This window comes from Blautia sp. KLE_1732_HM_1032 (assembly GCF_025147905.1).
GTDB lineage: Bacteria > Bacillota > Clostridia > Lachnospirales > Lachnospiraceae > Blautia_A > Blautia_A fusiformis.
The window spans coordinates 424,751-441,008 of sequence record NZ_CP102266.1 but is presented as its reverse complement, the minus strand read 5'-3'; the positions used below and the strand labels follow the sequence as shown (position 1 = coordinate 441,008).

Here is a 16,258-nt window from a genome sequence, read left to right as displayed (position 1 = left end):
CCTTTCATACAACAAATGACTGAGTGACTCTTCTCTTTCTACTGTAATTCTACCATGAAACCTATATAAAGTCATTCCCCATTTTCACTTGCTTTAATATAAATTTTTCCTTTTATTTTGGAAACACAATCTCCACACAGAACTCATTCCCTTCTATCCGGGCGCTGATTTTCCCATCCATACGAAGTACCAGCTCTTTCGCAATTGATAAGCCGAGACCGCTGGAAGTCTTACTGCGTGCTTCATCCGCTTTATAAAACCGTTCAAACACCTGATCTACATTTATTTTTTCCACATGACATACTTGATTTTTTATCTGTATCCGGATGTTGTTTTCAACTTCTTCCAGTGAAATACTGATTTTCTTCTCCCCGTGATCCAGTCCGTTTTTTATGATATTCTGAAAAATTCTCTGGATTCCCTGTTCATTTCCGTTCATAAACAGCAGTTTATCTGTAATCTGTATCTCCGGTTCAATTCCTCTGCCCGTCCATTCATCGTAGTAGGAAAATATGGTATCTTTCAAAATCTTGTTGATACAGCAGGATGACATTTCCAGATGAAAAGAATCGTTTTTAAGTTTTGTAAAAGTAAATAATTCTTCCAGCATTTCTTTCAGGCTGCCGATTCTCTCCTGTATGATCTTCATATACCGTCTCTGCTCTTCCTGGTCTTCACAGGTTTCCATTAACTGAAAATATCCGTCAAGGGATGTCAAAGGAGTACGGATATCATGTGAGAGATTTGTATATGTATCCGAAATCATCTCCTCTTTCTTCAAGTATTCCTTCTTTTCCCTTCGCTTCAGTTCCAGCCATTCGTTTAAAACATCTGCCAACTCACCAATGCCTCCAAAATCCATTTCTCTGGTAATCAGCATGTTGCTGTCGTGCTTCATCAGAAACGACAACTGGCGGCAGATGTCTTTCACCTGCCGCTGGTATTTCCAAAATAACATTCCTTGTACCAGTATCACTGCTATCAATAGCACGAACCCTAGTTTTATCATTTAGATATCTCTCTTTCTGAATACCCATGCTGTCAGTAATGTAACCACGATTCCGAACGCCGCCGCAATCACAACTGCCGTCAGGCATTCCTTATTGGTCGGTGACATGGATAAAAGTGCAATCTTTCCTGTCACTGTATATTTCAAAATCTGGAAATTCTCCACACCTGCCTTCTGGATCAAATGATTGATCACTCCGTATAAGACAATCATGGTATTCATGCACAGGCAGATAACAATCGTCATGCTGAACACGTTGCTGTTCAAAACCACCGCAATCGCCATACTGATTAGTACCAGTGCATAATGAAGCAAAATCTGAATACCAAAGTATCTCAGCAACTCGCTTCCATTCCCCCACTCCAGATATCCGAAGTACATCTGCTGTGCAATAATCTGAATGATGAAATAAAGCAGCATGGTAACAGTCGTATACACAAACAACACGGAAGCTTTGGAAAAGATCAGGTTTCTCCGGCTCCTTACCTGCCCGCCGATATTTTTAATATAACCGCTTCCTATATCTGCACTGGAAAACAGCACTGTAAAAATCACCAGAAACAACGCCACAAACTTCGCCTGCAGGTTTGCATATACCTGATCAAAGACCGTTACTTTTTCTCCCGGCTGTGTCGGCAGGAATACGGACATTCCCATATTGATGGTTTCTGGTTTCACTGTTTCTGCAATGTTTTCTGTCTGCTGTTGTTCCGCTTCCTTGTTCATCGTATCAATATCCAGTTTCGACATGGATGTGGAGAAGAATATAGCTGCCGCCATCACAATCCATACCACATACATACTTTTTGTCCGGACCATCCGGTACAGATCCATTTTTATCATATTAAGCATTTTGATTCCCTCCTGTCAGATTCAAGAAATAGGTTTCCAGTTCTTCACTGGTAATGGAAATTCCATTGACCAAAATTCCTGCTTTTGCCAGTTCCATATTGACATTGGCGCTTTCATTCAATCGTTCAAATATATGGATATGGCTCTTATCTGTAACCTGATAGTTGGTAAATCCCATTCTGTCCAGAATCGGGACTGCCTGCTCCGGATGGATTAACTCTATTTCAATCCGTTCACTGCAGCGTTTCATCAGTTCTTCGCTTGTCAGCTCCTGCAGAAGACTTCCATTATGGATAATTCCATAATCCGTTGCAATCTTAGATAATTCCTCTAAAATATGACTGGATATCAAAATCGTCATATTCCGTTCATCTCGCAGTCTCTGTATGGTATCACGCACCTCTGCAATTCCCTGGGGATCAAGCCCATTGATCGGTTCATCAAGGACCAGGAGATCCGGCTCCCCGACCAGTGCCAGCCCGATTCCGAGACGCTGCTTCATTCCAAGGGAAAAATGTTTCGTTTTTTTCTTTCCGACACCTTCCAGTCCGACCGTCTCTAAGATATCTTCGATGTATCCCTTTTTCCGAATACCAAACAATTCACATTTTATTTTCAGGTTTGTATATGCATTCATGTTGCCATACAGCCCCGGTGCTTCAATCAGACACCCCACACGAGAACGAATCCTCTCCAGTTCTTTTCCTTTACACCCGAACATCTCAATCTCTCCGGCTGTCGGTCTTGCAAGTCCACTGATCATCTTCAGGCAAGTCGTCTTTCCCGCACCGTTCCGTCCGATAAATCCATAGATAGCACCCTTTTTTATGTGAAGGTTTACTTTATCCACTGCCTTATGATGACCATACTGCTTCGTCAATCCATTTGTACTTAATAACAATTCACTCAATGCTTTCATCTCCTTTTCTTATCTGCTGTTATCATATCGGATAAATCCTAATCAAACGCAAATAAATAGTAAAAAAAGAGTAAAGATTAAGAATGCAGACGGTAGCCGATTCCCCATACGGTATCAATATATTCCTCCTGCGTTACTGCTTTTATCTTTTTCCGGATATTGCTGATATGTACATCCAGTGTCTTTGTCTCTCCCATATAGTGTTCATCCCACGCATATTCAAAAATCTCTTCTTTGCTGAAGACCTGTTTCGGATGCTCCAGTAAAAGCTCCAGAATTGCAAATTCCTGCTTTGTAATTTTGGGAAGCAGCACTCCGGCAATCCGGACTTCAAAGCGCTCACGGTCCAGTTCCAGGTTTTTATATGACACGCTTTTATGTTCCGGCTCCTGCTGCATATGGCGGAGCTGAACCTGAATCCGGGCAAGCACCTCCTGTATCTCAAACGGTTTTGTAATGTAATCATCTGCCCCACTGGTAAGAAGCCCGATTTTTTCATCCAATCCGTCTTTGGCTGTCAGGACAATAACCGGCGTATTGCCCTGTTTCCGAATCTGGGCAAGCACCTCTTCTCCTGAAATTCCCGGAAGCATCAGATCCAATAGAATCAAAGAAAAGCCCGCCTTATCCATCTGGAACAGCATCCTCGCTTCCGTCCCGGAAAAAGCCTGTACCGTCTCATACCCTGCTTTCTGTAATGCCGTATATAAAAGATTATTGATATCCGTATCGTCTTCTACAATCAGAATTCTGTTTTTCTGCTCCATTTTTCTCATCCTTCCATTTTCCGATTTAAACAATATTATATTGCACTTTTATAACTATGTCCAAAATTCTTTTGATATTATCCTTCCACCTCGTCTACATATGCTATATATAGTTCTAATTCTTTTGACATATGCTATATCTTGTGTTAATATAATCTTGTATTTAAGTTTTTGTGCTGTCCCGTCATGGGAGTCTGGACCATTCATCCAGAAGCATATGCAGTTTAAGTTTGGAAAATCGTGTCATTATACTGCCGTTTTATACGGTGCTATAATGGCACTTTTTTTATTTTAATCTATTTTAACGCCCAAAGAGGCAGAAAGGAGAATTTTTATGTCAGCAATTTTAACAATTTTAGGGAGGGCCACAAGAGATCCTGAGATGCAGCAAGGAAAAAATTCCGGTACGGAATATGTTTCTCTGGACATTGCAGTTTCACAGCGAGGCCAGGATGGAAAGGAAGAAACCATTTACTATCAGTGCTATTTTAACAAGTTCCTTGCAGAACGCTTAGCAAAAGCAGGCGTAAAGAAAGGAACCGGGCTGATGATCTATGGTGATCTGGAGCTTCATCCGTTCATTTATCAGAAAGGAAAGAATGCGGGGCAGGCAAATGCCGGTCCGAGGATCAATGTCAAGGACTGGCACTTTGTACCATCCAACCGTTCTGACAGCAATACCGGACATCCGGGTGCAAACCAGAACAGCCAGCCGAATGGTGGTGCGGCAACGCCCGGTGCAGCCGGCAATGGCAGCTACCCAATGCAGGGAAATCCCAATGGCAGCTACCAGAATCAGGCAATGCCTGGCGGCTATCCACAGCAGGGAATGGCTCCTGCTAACGGTGCCTACACGCCTCCTGCAAATGGCGGACAGTATCAGGCTCCGCCAAACGGAACCGGTCAGCCACAGAGCAGCTACCCGCCGCAGGGCAGTTATACCGGAATGCCAAATTACGGAGGTATGCCGGGCAGTCAGCCAACTGACGGCTTTCAAAATGTGCCGGAACAGATGGCATCCCAGTTGCCCTATTAACTCTCAAGGAACCCTATGTTGAGGAATTGCATTTATCATCTTTGTGATGATGCAGTTCCTCTTTTTCATGTCCGGAAGCGGCGATTTCCCATCCAGCTTCCGGGCTTGTCTAAGAATCATGAATCAGAAAGGAATCAGCTCATGAAAAAATCAAATCGAAAAAAATTCTTACAGTTTGTCGTGCTTGTACTGTTTCTTGCAGCACTTTTCGTACCACAGGATGCCAACCGGCTTCTGATTGCAGGCATTGCCCTGATCGGTATCGGAGTCACGCTGTTCAGTTATCTTCTCCCGCTTTTCACGGAACGCCTGAAAAACAGGGAGCATAAGCTACGAAAACGCCCAGAAAGAACTCGTCATCTGGAAGGAACACCTGATCTGGAAACCATTCTCTGGAGACAGATCAAATTCCAGATTACCGGAAAGCTCAAGGAAGCCTTCCCGGATGCCACATGGGATTTTGTGAAAGAACCACCGCTCTCCCAGATACTGGATGGGGAACCATTACGGATTCGCACACGGAATACCGGAAGTTATAATTTTGCGGAAATTCTCATGGACGCCCGTGGCAGTCTGACGCTTCAGATGATGACCATTGAATCCTTACATAAAAAGGAACCGTCAGAAGGAAATCCGGATTCCAGACCAGCCGTTAATCCCAAATCATGGTATTCCCTGATTGGGAAACCGCTACTGATGGAATTGGTCGGTGACTTACAGGCAAGGGGCTATGAAAAGCTGTTTATCAACGAGCAGGGAGATGTCTATATTCTGAACGGCACTGAACCGGAAGTCCGGGGAAAGCTGGAACATTTCCCGCCCAAAGATTACTGGGGCGAATTGACGGAGATTTTTACTGAAGATGAATTGACCACAGAAGAGACCGAGCAGGCACTGGAACTGTCCTGGATCTCATAAGAAGGAGGAACGAATCATGGCAAATAACATCGTAGCAACCTGGGGGTTCAAACGCAAACTCCCGGAACCATTTGAGGATTATACGGACCATGCAATCTTTGATGACATTGCATCCAAATACTGTACTCAGCCACGGAAAAAATCCACGCTTCATGCAGCTACCCTGCGGGCAGTCCTTGCTTATCTGGAGCTGGAAAACCCGGTTGGCAGTACCCCGCCGGAAAAGCTTGGGGCGGTCGGTACCCAATCCAACAATTTTGTTGTGGCGGAATATCCGAGCAAAACCGGTGATCTTCAGGTGGTTGTCTACAACCAGCTAAACGGAAAGTTTTACGGAGGCTGCTATACTCCTCCGCCGGATGTGGAAAGCACACCGGAAAAATACGAATTTAAAGACTCCAAACAGTCCGGTGCGGCTCTGCTGTTCGCACTGATGCCGGTTTTTCTGGCAGATGAAGAGTGTAATGAAAAGTATCAGGAATTAAAAGCGCACCGGGACAACGGTTATCCCGATCTGGACGCCGCTGCGGAAACAGCAGCCGTTCTCTGCGACAACATTTACCGGAGAACCCGCTATGCATCAGGTCTCCCGACCGGTGGTGTTAAGATTGACCTTCCGGCAAACGGCGTATTGTCGCTGATCAAACCGTTAAATATCCAGAAGGGGGTCTATGCACCAACCGAAGTGCTCCATGGAGACTTTCAGGTGTTACGTCCAGGAAGTGGATTTAAGAAAGCACAGGCAGCCATTTCCAGAGATGATTTTGTTGGGAAATTTATCCTGACCGCATCCCGAAGGCTGTCTCCGGAAGAGGAGGTATCTGTTCCGACATTGGCAGAGTGGTACATCATCCCTCCGGAAATCAAACGGATCTGCGAACACGCAAAACTGACAACGGATACCACACAGCCGATGCGGAATTTTCTTTTACGGGGACCGGCAGGTACCGGAAAGACCGAAGGAGCCAAAGCCATTGCTTCCGCACTTCACCTTCCTTACCGCTGCATTACCTGTTCCGCAAATACAGAGGTATTCGACCTTTTAGGTCAGATTCTTCCGGATGTGGACGGAAAACGCACCCGGCTTCAGCGGCAGTACCCGTCTTTTCAGGAAATCCAGTTAGATCCCTCCGGTGCCTATCAGAAGCTGACCGGAAACTATGATGAAGAAATTTCTGCCGAGGACACCTACCAGAAGCTGATCGATACGATTTTTGATGAAATGCACAGCTATTATAAGGAACACACCTCCGGACAGAACTTCCAGTATGTGGATACGCCTCTAGTCGAAGCCATCCGCTATGGGTATATTCTTGAGATACAGGAGCCTACGGTCATTGCTAATCCCGGTGTACTGGTTGGACTTAACTCCCTTTTAGACCGCTGTAACAGCGTATATCTTCCAAACGGAGAAACCATCCACCGTCATCCGGATACGACCATCGTAATCACCACAAACAATGACTATGCAGGCTGTAAACAGATGAACCAGTCTGTCATTTCCCGAATGAACCTTGTGATTGATCTGGATGAACCGGATGAGGATACACAGGTAGAACGTGCCATGGCTGTTACCGGATGCAAGGATGCAAAAACGGTACGTCTGATGACACGCATTGTCAAATCCATGGCTGTCTACTGCCGGGAAAATCTCATTACAGATGGCTGCTGTGGCATGAGGGAGCTGATTTCCTGGGTGCAGTCCTACATGGTCTGCGGGGATATCCGGGAAGCGGCCCGTTACACGGTGCTTGCCTCTGCCTCTGCCGATGCTGAGAACCGTACGGAAGTGGAAGAAAGCTGTCTGGATACTGTGCTTGCTGCGTAGGACACGCCTATGAGAAAAGCAGCACTCACAGAAGCCCAGATCCGAAAGCATCTGGCAGATAATCTGTCTTATCTCCGGCAAGCCAAAACACCGAAGTTATCACAAAAGGCAGTTGCCAGAATCTTAAATCTTCCCCCGAAAACCATTATGAATTATGAAAATGCAAACTCCTCCCCGATGGCTTATGCCGTCCTTCGCCTTGCTGTGTATTACGGCTGCACGATGGAGGAACTGCTGACAAAAAATCTAAGAAAAGAAAGGAAGAATATCACGTGAATCACAGCCAAAGAAATTTAAAGAAACTAATCCGGGCAAAAGAGGATTCCATTGCGGATGAGGAGTTATTCCTCTCCGCTGCCTATCAGAAGTACCAGACCTCCCTTGCCAGAGCCGTTACCGGACGTTACCGGTATGGACTGCAGGTACTGCTGGACTGGGACATTTCCGAACAGGCAGGCGTTGCATATACCGACAATTATAAGGTACATCTCAACGCAGCGAACCCGATCACCCAGTCTTTCCCCACCCGTTTCTTACGTTCCCAGAGCCTGACAGGGCTCACCGGGCATGAAGTGGGGCACTTACTCTATTCTGATTTCACAGCCCACGCTGTTCATCTGAGGAGTCTGGAAAACGGTTCCTTCTATCCGAAGGAGCCGGAGCTATCCCTTCCAGCTTATCAGACAGCACTGGAGGAGATCAAAGAAGTGTTAGAAGAAAAGGACAAAGCCGGATGCCTGACACTGGCACGATGCGCCGCAACTTTTCAAAACATTCTGGAAGACATCCATATTGAAGACCGTATGTGTGAGGAATTCCACGGCACCTTCCGACAGGGGATTGAACTCAATAACCTGCGTATGTCCGAACAGATTCCTTCCATACAGGAACAAATTGACAAAGAATACCAGCCATTTTCCATCATTGCCAACCTGATCCTTTCCTATTGCCGGACCGGAAACATCAACAATCCCACCGGCTATCAGGGGGATTATCTGGATACCATTTCCGATTGTACCGATCTTCTGGATACGGCAATGGAATCGGAAAAAGGCACTGACCGGATGCTGGTTTCCAATGCGCTCTTAGCCCTGACCTGGAACTATATCCAGCCGCTCATCGAAAAAACACGGGAGGAATTGGAAATGCATGGCGAGGATTCCGCTGCCGATGCTCTGGAAGATCTTCTAGGGGATGAAGTCAGCAGCGGCGCTCCTCTTCCGACCGGAAAAAGCGGTGCCATTCCAAAGAATATCAAACCAGCTTCCCCAAAAGGAAGCGGGAATGATGAGGGCAATGCTCCTTCCGGTCCACGTACCAAAGAGGATGCTATAGAGGAAGCCAAACAGGTGCTTTCGGAAGAAGGCGGGCGCATCGCTCTTACAAAGACCAATACCATTCTGGATGAAAACAACCCCGGCGTCACTTATGTCAGTCAGTATCAGGGCAGCGGCTATGAGCATGCTGCAGAGGATCTGTTCCGGATCTTGAACGATGTGGCTGCAGAAAAGGTGCAGGAAGACTGTCAGACGGAACTGACCGAGGAACTGCAGAAAACAGCCAATGATATTCATTACGGCAATGCCCATGCAGGCATCCATGTTACCATCCATCGCCTGACCAGTGTTTCCGATTACCTGAAGAATGAATACCAGACAGTTGCTCCCCCGCTCCTGCGGGCTTCCAAAAAGCTGCAAAGCACCATCCTGCCGCTTTTGAAAGAAGAACAGCAAGGCGGAAAGCAGAAGAATCTCCTGTTTGGAAAACGTCTGGACTCCCATGCTCTCTATAAGACAGACGGAACCATCTTTACCAGAACCAGACTTCCAGGAGAGGAAAAACGTCTGGCTGTTGCCCTCCTGATTGACGAGAGTGGTTCGATGGGTTGGGGTGACCGGATGACACATGCAAGAAAGACTGCCATTGTCCTTTATGATTTCTGTAAAAGCCTCGGTATCCCTATCACCATTTACGGGCATTCCACGGATGCAGGCGGCGTTGCTCTTTACTCCTATGCAGAATTTGATTCTGTGGACAATGAGGACTGTTACCGGCTGATGGATATGTGCGACCGCAACGGGAACCGGGACGGCGCAGCTCTCCGCTTCGTAGCAGAGCATTTGTGCACACGCCCGGAGCTTCAGAAGCTGCTGATCCTGATTTCTGACGGTCAGCCAGCCGATTACGGCTACAGCGGAACGGAAGCAGAGGCAGATCTGCGGGGCATCAAGAAAGAATACGAAAAACGGGATGTCATCCTGTTTGCGGCTGCCATTGGTGACGATAAGGAAAATATCCGCAGGATTTACAAGGACGGATTCCTGGATATCACGAAACTGGAAGAGCTTCCAAAGAATATGGCACAGCTTGTCAAACAGCATCTCAAATAAAGGAAGGTGAATACTCATGAATGAAACTTATCAAAACCGGATTACCGACCAGATCTGCAAGATCCAGAATGACCGGGCACTCATTGCCTTTTATGACCGGCTCCGCTACGCACCACTCGGCAACTATGCACAGCTACATGCCAAAGGGGAATATCAGGAAAACGGGCATAAAGTACATTCTTTAATCTGCATCACCATTCAGGATTATTCCAACGGTACCGGAGACCGGAATATCATCACCCGTTTCAACCTGGCACCGGAACAGATCCAGTTCCTCTTAACCCGGATCACTTCCGGTTTTCAGGAATTTGAATGGAGCCAGAGCAAGATCTACGGCAATCCCGATCAGAACGGTTATTCCACAGCCCAGATGTTTTATATCTCCAGACATCCCTATGATTCCAAAGGGCAGCCTATGAAAAGCCCATGGAAAATCCAGATTGTAAATGGGAAAGGCATCAAAGCACAGAATAAGAACGGTGGTTCCTACATGCAGCCACGCAGCTTCCAGTCCGAAAAGACGACAGCCATCCAGCTTACCGACATGGATCTGTTCACGCTTCTGAAGCGGACGGATTCCTATATTTCCAACTGGGAAACGGTGATTGCTGCATCACTGATCAATAACGGAAAACGGATGCTGGCAGACCAGCAGAACAGTCAAATGCAACAGACAGCACAGGCTCCGCCTTACGCTGCCTAAATTTTCAGAAGAGAAGCGGTACTTTACTGCTTCTCCTCTTTTTAAGAAAGGAGACTTTAGTTATGAATATTGCACTCATCCGGACCATGGACTCTCAGGGGCGTATCGTCATCCCTGCAGAAATCCGGAAACAAATGAAGCTCTCAGACGGAGATGCACTGGAACTGGAAAATGTGGGAATGGAGCTGCTTTTACGCAAATGCCCTACCCACTTAAACGGAAAAGAGGAAATGGCTTCCTATCTTTCCGTCCTCTACAGTGTCATCCACTGTGGTATCGCAATTTGCAGTGAGGCTCACATACTCGTATCTGCGGGCATCTATCTTCCGGAAGGCACTCCCGTTACAGAAGAACTCGCCGAATTGGTTGCGGACGGCCAGGAACTGATCTCTGCTGAGAACTGCCCTGTCTACCCGGTATCCAACACCCGTCAACCGGTTTGTGCTTTTTTCCCGATTTTAAGGGAAGACAGAGAGCCGCTGGCACTTCTTCTCTGTTCCAGAACCGGACAGCATTTATCCGAGATGGAATTGGGATGCGCTAAACTGGTCGCTGCCGTAATTGCAAACAAAATTAAGTAAGGAAAGGAGCGTGAAATCAATGAAGAATACAAATATAACCTTACACACCACCCAAAAGAAAGAATATGTCCTCACCGGAATCCTGTCCCTGCCCCTCCATCTGGGAGAACGGGCGTGGATCTATAGTTATAACCAGACCTTTGCTACCAGTCCGGTGCAGAGTATTCTGGAAGTATCCGAAAACGGTGTGGTATTTGAGACCTGCAACAGTATTTACCGTCTCAGCTACACCCGTGTTCCGATGGAGCTGGAGGCGATGTGTGCTTGACAAGAATGGAAGAACTGGAGAGCTGCCTTTCGGGGCTCCTCTCCACCTTAAAGAAGAACCGGGAACATGTGCCTCTGGAAGTGCTGAAGACACAGTATAAGCAGCCGTATGAAGAACTGGTCAGAAACATCAACCTGACCGCTTCTGCCTATGCAAAATCTGTGCTGCTCCACCGGCTGGTCCTGAATCCGGATGCAGATGTGGAGGAACAATGTACCGTCATCAACCAGATGATACAAACTTCCGGGATGCTGAAGAAAATCAGCTCCTGCATGTCCAAAACCTATGATGTAGGACAGATATATCCTCTGATACTGGAACTACGCCATATGGTCGAACAGGCACTCTGGCCCTATGTGAATCAGGCAACTTGTCTGGTCGCAGATCTGGATGATATAGAAAAAGAACCGACAATTTACAATTTTTTGACACATGAAGTTTATGAAAATGATACCTGGATTCACCGAGAAATCGACCTGCGCTGGAAACTACTGGTACATCTTACTCCCGAACAAAGAGAATCCGTACCACCAGCCAATCATAGTATGAATGGAGGAATTTACCATGAAAGAACAACCATCTAATTCTTGCGAGAAAGTCTCATTTATTTTGACCTATGACCAGCTTGAAGCTGCTTATAACATCTACCGGGAACAATTTATTTCCTGCGACTTCATCCGCCGCTCCATGGAACGTCTGGAGGAAAGAATCGGACTCTGCAACCTTCCATATGAAACGCTGCGTGATGATCCAAGCCTTCTTCATGAAGCATACCTGCAGTTTCTCCGACTGGAAGACTGCAATGTGGCTTATAACGACACGCTGGAGCAGGTAATTGATGCAATCGAACAATGGCTTGCCTCTGGCACCTTATCCCCTGTAAACCTTACGGTTTCCAACCAGAATATGGGTGAAACTTTTGGAACGGAGGTGGATGTGTAATGGCAAATATCTGCTGTGATGATGTGATCTTTTATACAGAAGGAAATCCGGAAGGACTATATGACTTGTGGGAGGACCTGGAAACCTACATCATTCTGAACCAGAATCCTGATTTATGCTGGATTGGCAATTTATTTTCCCACAAGAAAATAGATTCCACCGGAATATCTCTTCGTGGAAATGTCAGCTACATGGAATGGAATGATACGTATATTCTACTTTCTTTAGAGACAGCATGGACTCCACTTTATGAAGCATATCAGGCGATAGCCGCTGCATATCATGTTCCCTTTGTGATGCAAAGCATAGAACCTGGAGAACGAATTTATTATAACACGGATGAAGCACACCTATTTTTCCCTGACCGATATTGTGTCCGCTTATATGAAGAAAGCCTATTGACTCCATGTGGCTTAATAATCGGAGAAAAGCTGGAAGACGGTGAACCATTTGAAACGGAAACAGACGTATTAGAACGATTCAGAGATTGCGGATATCCAGCAGCTACACTAAAAGAGTTGGAGCTCATGTTCGATGCGGATGAACTTATTATTTTTGAATTTACAAATCCATATTTGGATCTGGAGCAGAAAAATGCTTGTGCATGAAACTTCTCCCCTCCACACCAAAGACGATTATCATCAGATTTAAAGGAGGAACACCATGACTGATTTGGAACTGGATGTCTGGGATGCATGGCTCAGGGAACGTCAGGAACATCTGGAAGAAACCCTGTCCAATATCTCACCATCGGAAGAACCCTGCAGATATTACCTGCTAACCGGATATATTCAGGGAATGCTAGAAGCTCTTACCATGCTTACGACTGTTGAGGATGGGAAACGCTTCAAGATCAAACTGGAGCAATTTCGCCAGAATCTGCTCCTCTCTGGAGATTACGATGCTACCGGTAACTATAAACAGGCAGTGAAGAAAACTGCTGTTTAAATACTTCGAGCCGCCCAATCGGACGGCTCTTTTTATGCCCGAAAACGGTAGCCTACACCACGTATCGTTTCTATGTAGTGCGGTTCTTCCGGATTTTCTTCTATTTTCTTTCTCAGATTCTTGACTAACCCATAGACACGGTTATCCACTTCTGACTCCACATCCTCATAAATATGCTGGTAAATCTGTTCTTTTGTAAATACCCGATTGGGGGATAAGGCCAGATAAAAAAGCAGGTCATATTCATGTCTGGTAAGTTCCACAACCTTACCATCTTTGATTACGCTCCGCTGAAGCTGGTCTATTTCCAAACCTTGGAATGTCAACTTTTCAGAATTTGTAATCTCCATAACTTCTAACGTACTTTCGCAGGCTAGAACTGATTTAATTTTATTCAGGATTCCCTCTTCGGAATCAGAAATGGTAAGAATCATCACTTTCCCATAACATCACCTGCTTTTCTTAGCATTTAGCTTTCACTCCTCATTAACAATGTTTATCGATTGGTTACATAGATATATGCATCTTCCAAAGTTACGTCACAAGCTATACATCCACTTTCTGACGGCATATTCTCCCCTAACAGTCTTAATCTAATTCCTTCCTCCGTATACTGCTTACTGGAAATATGATATTTTCTTTCTAATTCTCTTGCAAGGCTTTCGTCCTCTGTACAGCATTCCCATACATGCCCTCTTGCCTTATTCAATAATTCCCTCATTGTTCCTGTATAAAGGAATCTACCTTTTTTCATAACCGCAAGCTGATTACAGGTTGCCATCAGATCCTCCACCACATGCGTTGAAAATAATACGGTGCGTTCTTCTGCAAAATCTACCAGTAAATTACGGATACGGATGCGTTCCTCCGGATCGAGCCCTGTTGTTGGTTCATCCACAATTAAAAAATCCGGCTCATGGAGTAATGCCTGCACTAATCCAACTCTTCGCTTCATTCCACCTGAAAGCTGCCGCATTTTCTTTTTCTGATGGTCTGCAAGACTGGTCTTCTCCAGATAGTAATCAATCCTTTTCTTGCTTTCTCTTTTCTCAATTCCAGCCAGATCTCCCATATACTCCAGACATTCTCGAACAGTCAAAGACGGATACAGATCAATTTCCTGTGGCAGATACCCAATCTTTTTCTGTATCTTTTCGTAATTTGCTTCGCAATATAGCGTACCATCTAACAGAACTTTTCCACTTGTGGGTGCAAGCACCGTTGTAAGCACCCGCATCAACGTTGTTTTTCCTGCACCATTTTCACCTAACAGACCAAATATCCCATGTGGGATTTCCAGATCCACATGATCTACCGCTGTCACTCCATTTTTAAATGTTACTGTTAAATCGTCTATTCTTATACTCATAATCTTACCCTCTCTTCTTTAATATCTTAGGAACAAATGCAAGCATCATCCCCGCAAATACCACGCACAGCACCTTCCCGCCAAGCCATCTCCACTCTGTCAGCTTACCGAAATCACAAGTTCCGTAGGAAAATGGTCCCCAGTTTTTCAAAAACTGAGTTGCCTTTCCGGAAATAGAGAAAAACCAGAAAAGCAGCACGACACCCATACCAATCCATCTGTTTCGAACCAGATTGCTGACAGTTACGGAAAGCACACTCCAAAACAAAACAGTTCCGGGAATCGCAATACAATAAATTCCAAACAAGGCACCGCCATCTAATTCTTCTGTCAGATTCACCGGTTTCTGCCAATAAAAGAGTCCATATGCCAACAAACTGATTCCAATCAGATAAGCTACCTGCACAAATAGTCTTTTATAAACTACCCCTGCCTGCTTTTTTAGATTATAAAGGCAGAATACTTCCGAGCGTTTGCTCTGCACTTCTACCAGATAAGTATCTGCACAGAAAACGACTGCCAGAAGCGAAACAGCTCTTTCTACTGCCTGCCCGATTTCATTCGCATATACAACAGGCTGGATTGCACTCAATATCACAACAAAAGCGATTGAATATGCAATTTTATAATATGGCATACATATTTTTACTTCTTTCTTCAATATACTCTCCTCCTTTTCCACATCCACACCGCTATAAACATGAGCAGTATGGATGCTGCCACAAGAAGCAGTTGATTGAGATATACCTGATGTGGCAATTCCGTTTCAAAAAAATTCCCCGGAAATCGAACCATAATAGAGAATGGTCTTGCATGACACTGTCCTTTGCTATCCCATGTCAGCATATTAGAATAAATGATATAAAGAACCAGCGCCGGAACCGCTGGAAGCGGATTCTTAAACAGCAGCGCTGTAACCGCATACACACAGCAGATCATCAGGATGTTCGGCAGGACATACAGGATCGAATTCTGAACAAAATCCAGTATGTTCATAGCAAATCCTGATTTTACTGCCGTGGCGTAACACAAAATGATAAATACGATATTCATAATGACCAGTGCCGCCGTCATAATGAGAAATCCACTGCTTATTTTCCCGGCAATATATTGAAAAGCCGTCATCGGTTTGGTGTGCAGCAATTCATAAGTATTTTTCCTCATATCCTGGAAAAATAAAAACGCCAGCAGAACCGTTGCAAAGAATGCCATATGCAGGCTTGCAAAATCTGTAAATTTTCTTCCGAAATAATAGGAGAATGGATGTTTCTCAAGATTTTCTCTGATATACCGGTTGACTTCCTCCGGGCTTCCCTGATACCATGAAACGTCCTCATACACATAATTGGCACCATTAAAGTGGTATTCCGTTTTCAGATACTGACACGCCTCCGTAATCTTCATCTGTTTCATCTCAGATATCACTGCCTCCGCCTCTACTTCCGACATGCCAAACCCATTCTCTGTGTCCTGAAGTATCTTTACAATCTCTTTCTCCCACAGTTCTCTCTCCTTATCCGGTGTTGCCGGAATACATCCCTCCATAACATCCCCATCGGAGGCCATTTTTACCTTCCTGAAGGTTTCATCCGACTTCACGTAATGAATGGACAGATAGGGTGCAAGTGTCTGGTACATACTGATTAAAACAACAATCAAACCGATCCAGAATATCGGATTTTTAAGATAATTTTTCAGATTCCTTTTTATGATTGCTTTCATAAGTCA

General features: G+C 45.2%; 20 protein-coding genes. 12 read left to right on the top strand and 8 right to left on the bottom strand.

Translation table 11 applies throughout. The annotated features are described in order from the left end of the window. Positions 1 to 112: 112 nt before the first annotated feature. From NQ489_RS02210 to NQ489_RS02195, 4 genes are all read right to left on the bottom strand, one after another. Positions 113 to 1,009, bottom strand: coding sequence for a sensor histidine kinase (locus NQ489_RS02210; protein WP_005333486.1), 897 nt, complete (start codon positions 1,007 to 1,009; stop codon positions 113 to 115). Next, a complete protein-coding gene (locus tag NQ489_RS02205; RefSeq protein ID WP_005333484.1) occupies positions 1,010 to 1,861 on the bottom strand; it encodes an ABC transporter permease in 852 nt (283 codons plus the stop codon). Continuing rightward, the gene (locus tag NQ489_RS02200; protein ID WP_008373911.1) at positions 1,854 to 2,780 is read right to left on the bottom strand and encodes an ABC transporter ATP-binding protein; all 927 of its coding nucleotides are present in this window, start codon (positions 2,778 to 2,780) and stop codon (positions 1,854 to 1,856) included. The genes NQ489_RS02205 and NQ489_RS02200 overlap by 8 nt, the downstream gene beginning before the upstream one ends. Positions 2,781 to 2,857: 77 nt before the next feature. Then, a complete protein-coding gene (locus tag NQ489_RS02195; protein WP_005333481.1) occupies positions 2,858 to 3,556 on the bottom strand; it encodes a response regulator transcription factor in 699 nt (232 codons plus the stop codon). A 325-nt stretch (positions 3,557 to 3,881) separates the two neighbouring features. Here NQ489_RS02195 and NQ489_RS02190 point away from each other — a divergent pair, with 325 nt between their 5' ends. From NQ489_RS02190 to NQ489_RS02135, 12 genes are all read left to right on the top strand, one after another. After that, on the top strand, positions 3,882 to 4,583 hold the full coding sequence (locus tag NQ489_RS02190; protein WP_005333477.1) for a single-stranded DNA-binding protein: 702 nt from the start codon (positions 3,882 to 3,884) through the stop codon (positions 4,581 to 4,583). A gap of 141 nt (positions 4,584 to 4,724) precedes the next feature. Next, the gene (locus NQ489_RS02185; RefSeq protein ID WP_022415111.1) at positions 4,725 to 5,501 is read left to right on the top strand and encodes a hypothetical protein; all 777 of its coding nucleotides are present in this window, start codon (positions 4,725 to 4,727) and stop codon (positions 5,499 to 5,501) included. A 16-nt stretch (positions 5,502 to 5,517) separates the two neighbouring features. Then, on the top strand, positions 5,518 to 7,329 hold the full coding sequence (locus NQ489_RS02180; RefSeq protein ID WP_005333473.1) for an AAA family ATPase: 1,812 nt from the start codon (positions 5,518 to 5,520) through the stop codon (positions 7,327 to 7,329). A 9-nt stretch (positions 7,330 to 7,338) separates the two neighbouring features. After that, a complete protein-coding gene (locus NQ489_RS02175; RefSeq protein ID WP_005333471.1) occupies positions 7,339 to 7,605 on the top strand; it encodes a helix-turn-helix domain-containing protein in 267 nt (88 codons plus the stop codon). Beyond that, entirely contained in the window at positions 7,602 to 9,719 is a 2,118-nt protein-coding gene (locus NQ489_RS02170; RefSeq protein WP_005333469.1) for a vWA domain-containing protein, read from the top strand. The genes NQ489_RS02175 and NQ489_RS02170 overlap by 4 nt, the downstream gene beginning before the upstream one ends. 16 nt (positions 9,720 to 9,735) lie before the next feature. Next, a complete protein-coding gene (locus NQ489_RS02165; protein ID WP_005333468.1) occupies positions 9,736 to 10,422 on the top strand; it encodes a hypothetical protein in 687 nt (228 codons plus the stop codon). Between the two features lie 62 nt (positions 10,423 to 10,484). Then, positions 10,485 to 11,003 (top strand): AbrB/MazE/SpoVT family DNA-binding domain-containing protein, encoded by a 519-nt coding sequence (locus NQ489_RS02160; RefSeq protein ID WP_005333466.1) that lies wholly within the window; start codon positions 10,485 to 10,487, stop codon positions 11,001 to 11,003. A 19-nt stretch (positions 11,004 to 11,022) separates the two neighbouring features. Beyond that, positions 11,023 to 11,271 (top strand): hypothetical protein, encoded by a 249-nt coding sequence (locus tag NQ489_RS02155; RefSeq protein ID WP_005333464.1) that lies wholly within the window; start codon positions 11,023 to 11,025, stop codon positions 11,269 to 11,271. A gap of 5 nt (positions 11,272 to 11,276) precedes the next feature. Next, the gene (locus NQ489_RS02150; RefSeq protein ID WP_005333462.1) at positions 11,277 to 11,855 is read left to right on the top strand and encodes a hypothetical protein; all 579 of its coding nucleotides are present in this window, start codon (positions 11,277 to 11,279) and stop codon (positions 11,853 to 11,855) included. Beyond that, complete coding sequence (locus NQ489_RS02145; protein WP_021650933.1) at positions 11,836 to 12,213, top strand: hypothetical protein; 378 nt, start codon at positions 11,836 to 11,838, stop codon at positions 12,211 to 12,213. Before NQ489_RS02150 ends, NQ489_RS02145 begins: the two co-directional genes overlap by 20 nt. A gap of 65 nt (positions 12,214 to 12,278) precedes the next feature. Next, positions 12,279 to 12,821: a hypothetical protein gene (locus NQ489_RS02140; RefSeq protein ID WP_242827001.1), complete on the top strand. Its 543-nt coding sequence runs from the start codon at positions 12,279 to 12,281 to the stop codon at positions 12,819 to 12,821. A gap of 55 nt (positions 12,822 to 12,876) precedes the next feature. Further along, positions 12,877 to 13,161 (top strand): hypothetical protein, encoded by a 285-nt coding sequence (locus NQ489_RS02135; protein WP_005333456.1) that lies wholly within the window; start codon positions 12,877 to 12,879, stop codon positions 13,159 to 13,161. 32 nt (positions 13,162 to 13,193) lie between these two features. Here the strand turns inward: NQ489_RS02135 and NQ489_RS02130 are convergent, their stop codons facing one another. From NQ489_RS02130 to NQ489_RS02115, 4 genes are all read right to left on the bottom strand, one after another. Beyond that, on the bottom strand, positions 13,194 to 13,595 hold the full coding sequence (locus tag NQ489_RS02130; RefSeq protein WP_005333454.1) for a winged helix-turn-helix domain-containing protein: 402 nt from the start codon (positions 13,593 to 13,595) through the stop codon (positions 13,194 to 13,196). A 62-nt stretch (positions 13,596 to 13,657) separates the two neighbouring features. Further along, positions 13,658 to 14,530, bottom strand: a complete 873-nt coding sequence (locus tag NQ489_RS02125; protein ID WP_005333452.1) for an ABC transporter ATP-binding protein — start codon at positions 14,528 to 14,530, stop codon at positions 13,658 to 13,660. 4 nt (positions 14,531 to 14,534) lie between these two features. Continuing rightward, positions 14,535 to 15,191 carry a hypothetical protein gene (locus NQ489_RS02120; protein ID WP_022415113.1) on the bottom strand — a complete coding sequence of 219 codons (657 nt, stop codon included), beginning with the start codon at positions 15,189 to 15,191 and terminating at the stop codon, positions 14,535 to 14,537. Continuing rightward, positions 15,188 to 16,252, bottom strand: coding sequence for an ABC transporter permease (locus NQ489_RS02115; RefSeq protein WP_005333443.1), 1,065 nt, complete (start codon positions 16,250 to 16,252; stop codon positions 15,188 to 15,190). Before NQ489_RS02115 ends, NQ489_RS02120 begins: the two co-directional genes overlap by 4 nt. Positions 16,253 to 16,258: the final 6 nt, after the last annotated feature.

Bases quoted from the DNA above. Each gene is read 5' to 3' on its own strand.
- NQ489_RS02210 (WP_005333486.1), bottom strand. From the start codon at position 1,009: ATGATAAAACTAGGGTTCGTGCTATTGATAGCAGTGATACTGGTACAA.
- NQ489_RS02205 (WP_005333484.1), bottom strand. From the start codon at position 1,861: ATGCTTAATATGATAAAAATGGATCTGTACCGGATGGTCCGGACAAAA.
- NQ489_RS02200 (WP_008373911.1), bottom strand. From the start codon at position 2,780: ATGAAAGCATTGAGTGAATTGTTATTAAGTACAAATGGATTGACGAAG.
- NQ489_RS02195 (WP_005333481.1), bottom strand. From the start codon at position 3,556: ATGAGAAAAATGGAGCAGAAAAACAGAATTCTGATTGTAGAAGACGAT.
- NQ489_RS02190 (WP_005333477.1), top strand. From the start codon at position 3,882: ATGTCAGCAATTTTAACAATTTTAGGGAGGGCCACAAGAGATCCTGAG.
- NQ489_RS02185 (WP_022415111.1), top strand. From the start codon at position 4,725: ATGAAAAAATCAAATCGAAAAAAATTCTTACAGTTTGTCGTGCTTGTA.
- NQ489_RS02180 (WP_005333473.1), top strand. From the start codon at position 5,518: ATGGCAAATAACATCGTAGCAACCTGGGGGTTCAAACGCAAACTCCCG.
- NQ489_RS02175 (WP_005333471.1), top strand. From the start codon at position 7,339: ATGAGAAAAGCAGCACTCACAGAAGCCCAGATCCGAAAGCATCTGGCA.
- NQ489_RS02165 (WP_005333468.1), top strand. From the start codon at position 9,736: ATGAATGAAACTTATCAAAACCGGATTACCGACCAGATCTGCAAGATC.
- NQ489_RS02160 (WP_005333466.1), top strand. From the start codon at position 10,485: ATGAATATTGCACTCATCCGGACCATGGACTCTCAGGGGCGTATCGTC.
- NQ489_RS02155 (WP_005333464.1), top strand. From the start codon at position 11,023: ATGAAGAATACAAATATAACCTTACACACCACCCAAAAGAAAGAATAT.
- NQ489_RS02150 (WP_005333462.1), top strand. From the start codon at position 11,277: ATGGAAGAACTGGAGAGCTGCCTTTCGGGGCTCCTCTCCACCTTAAAG.
- NQ489_RS02145 (WP_021650933.1), top strand. From the start codon at position 11,836: ATGAAAGAACAACCATCTAATTCTTGCGAGAAAGTCTCATTTATTTTG.
- NQ489_RS02135 (WP_005333456.1), top strand. From the start codon at position 12,877: ATGACTGATTTGGAACTGGATGTCTGGGATGCATGGCTCAGGGAACGT.
- NQ489_RS02130 (WP_005333454.1), bottom strand. From the start codon at position 13,595: ATGATTCTTACCATTTCTGATTCCGAAGAGGGAATCCTGAATAAAATT.
- NQ489_RS02125 (WP_005333452.1), bottom strand. From the start codon at position 14,530: ATGAGTATAAGAATAGACGATTTAACAGTAACATTTAAAAATGGAGTG.
- NQ489_RS02115 (WP_005333443.1), bottom strand. From the start codon at position 16,252: ATGAAAGCAATCATAAAAAGGAATCTGAAAAATTATCTTAAAAATCCG.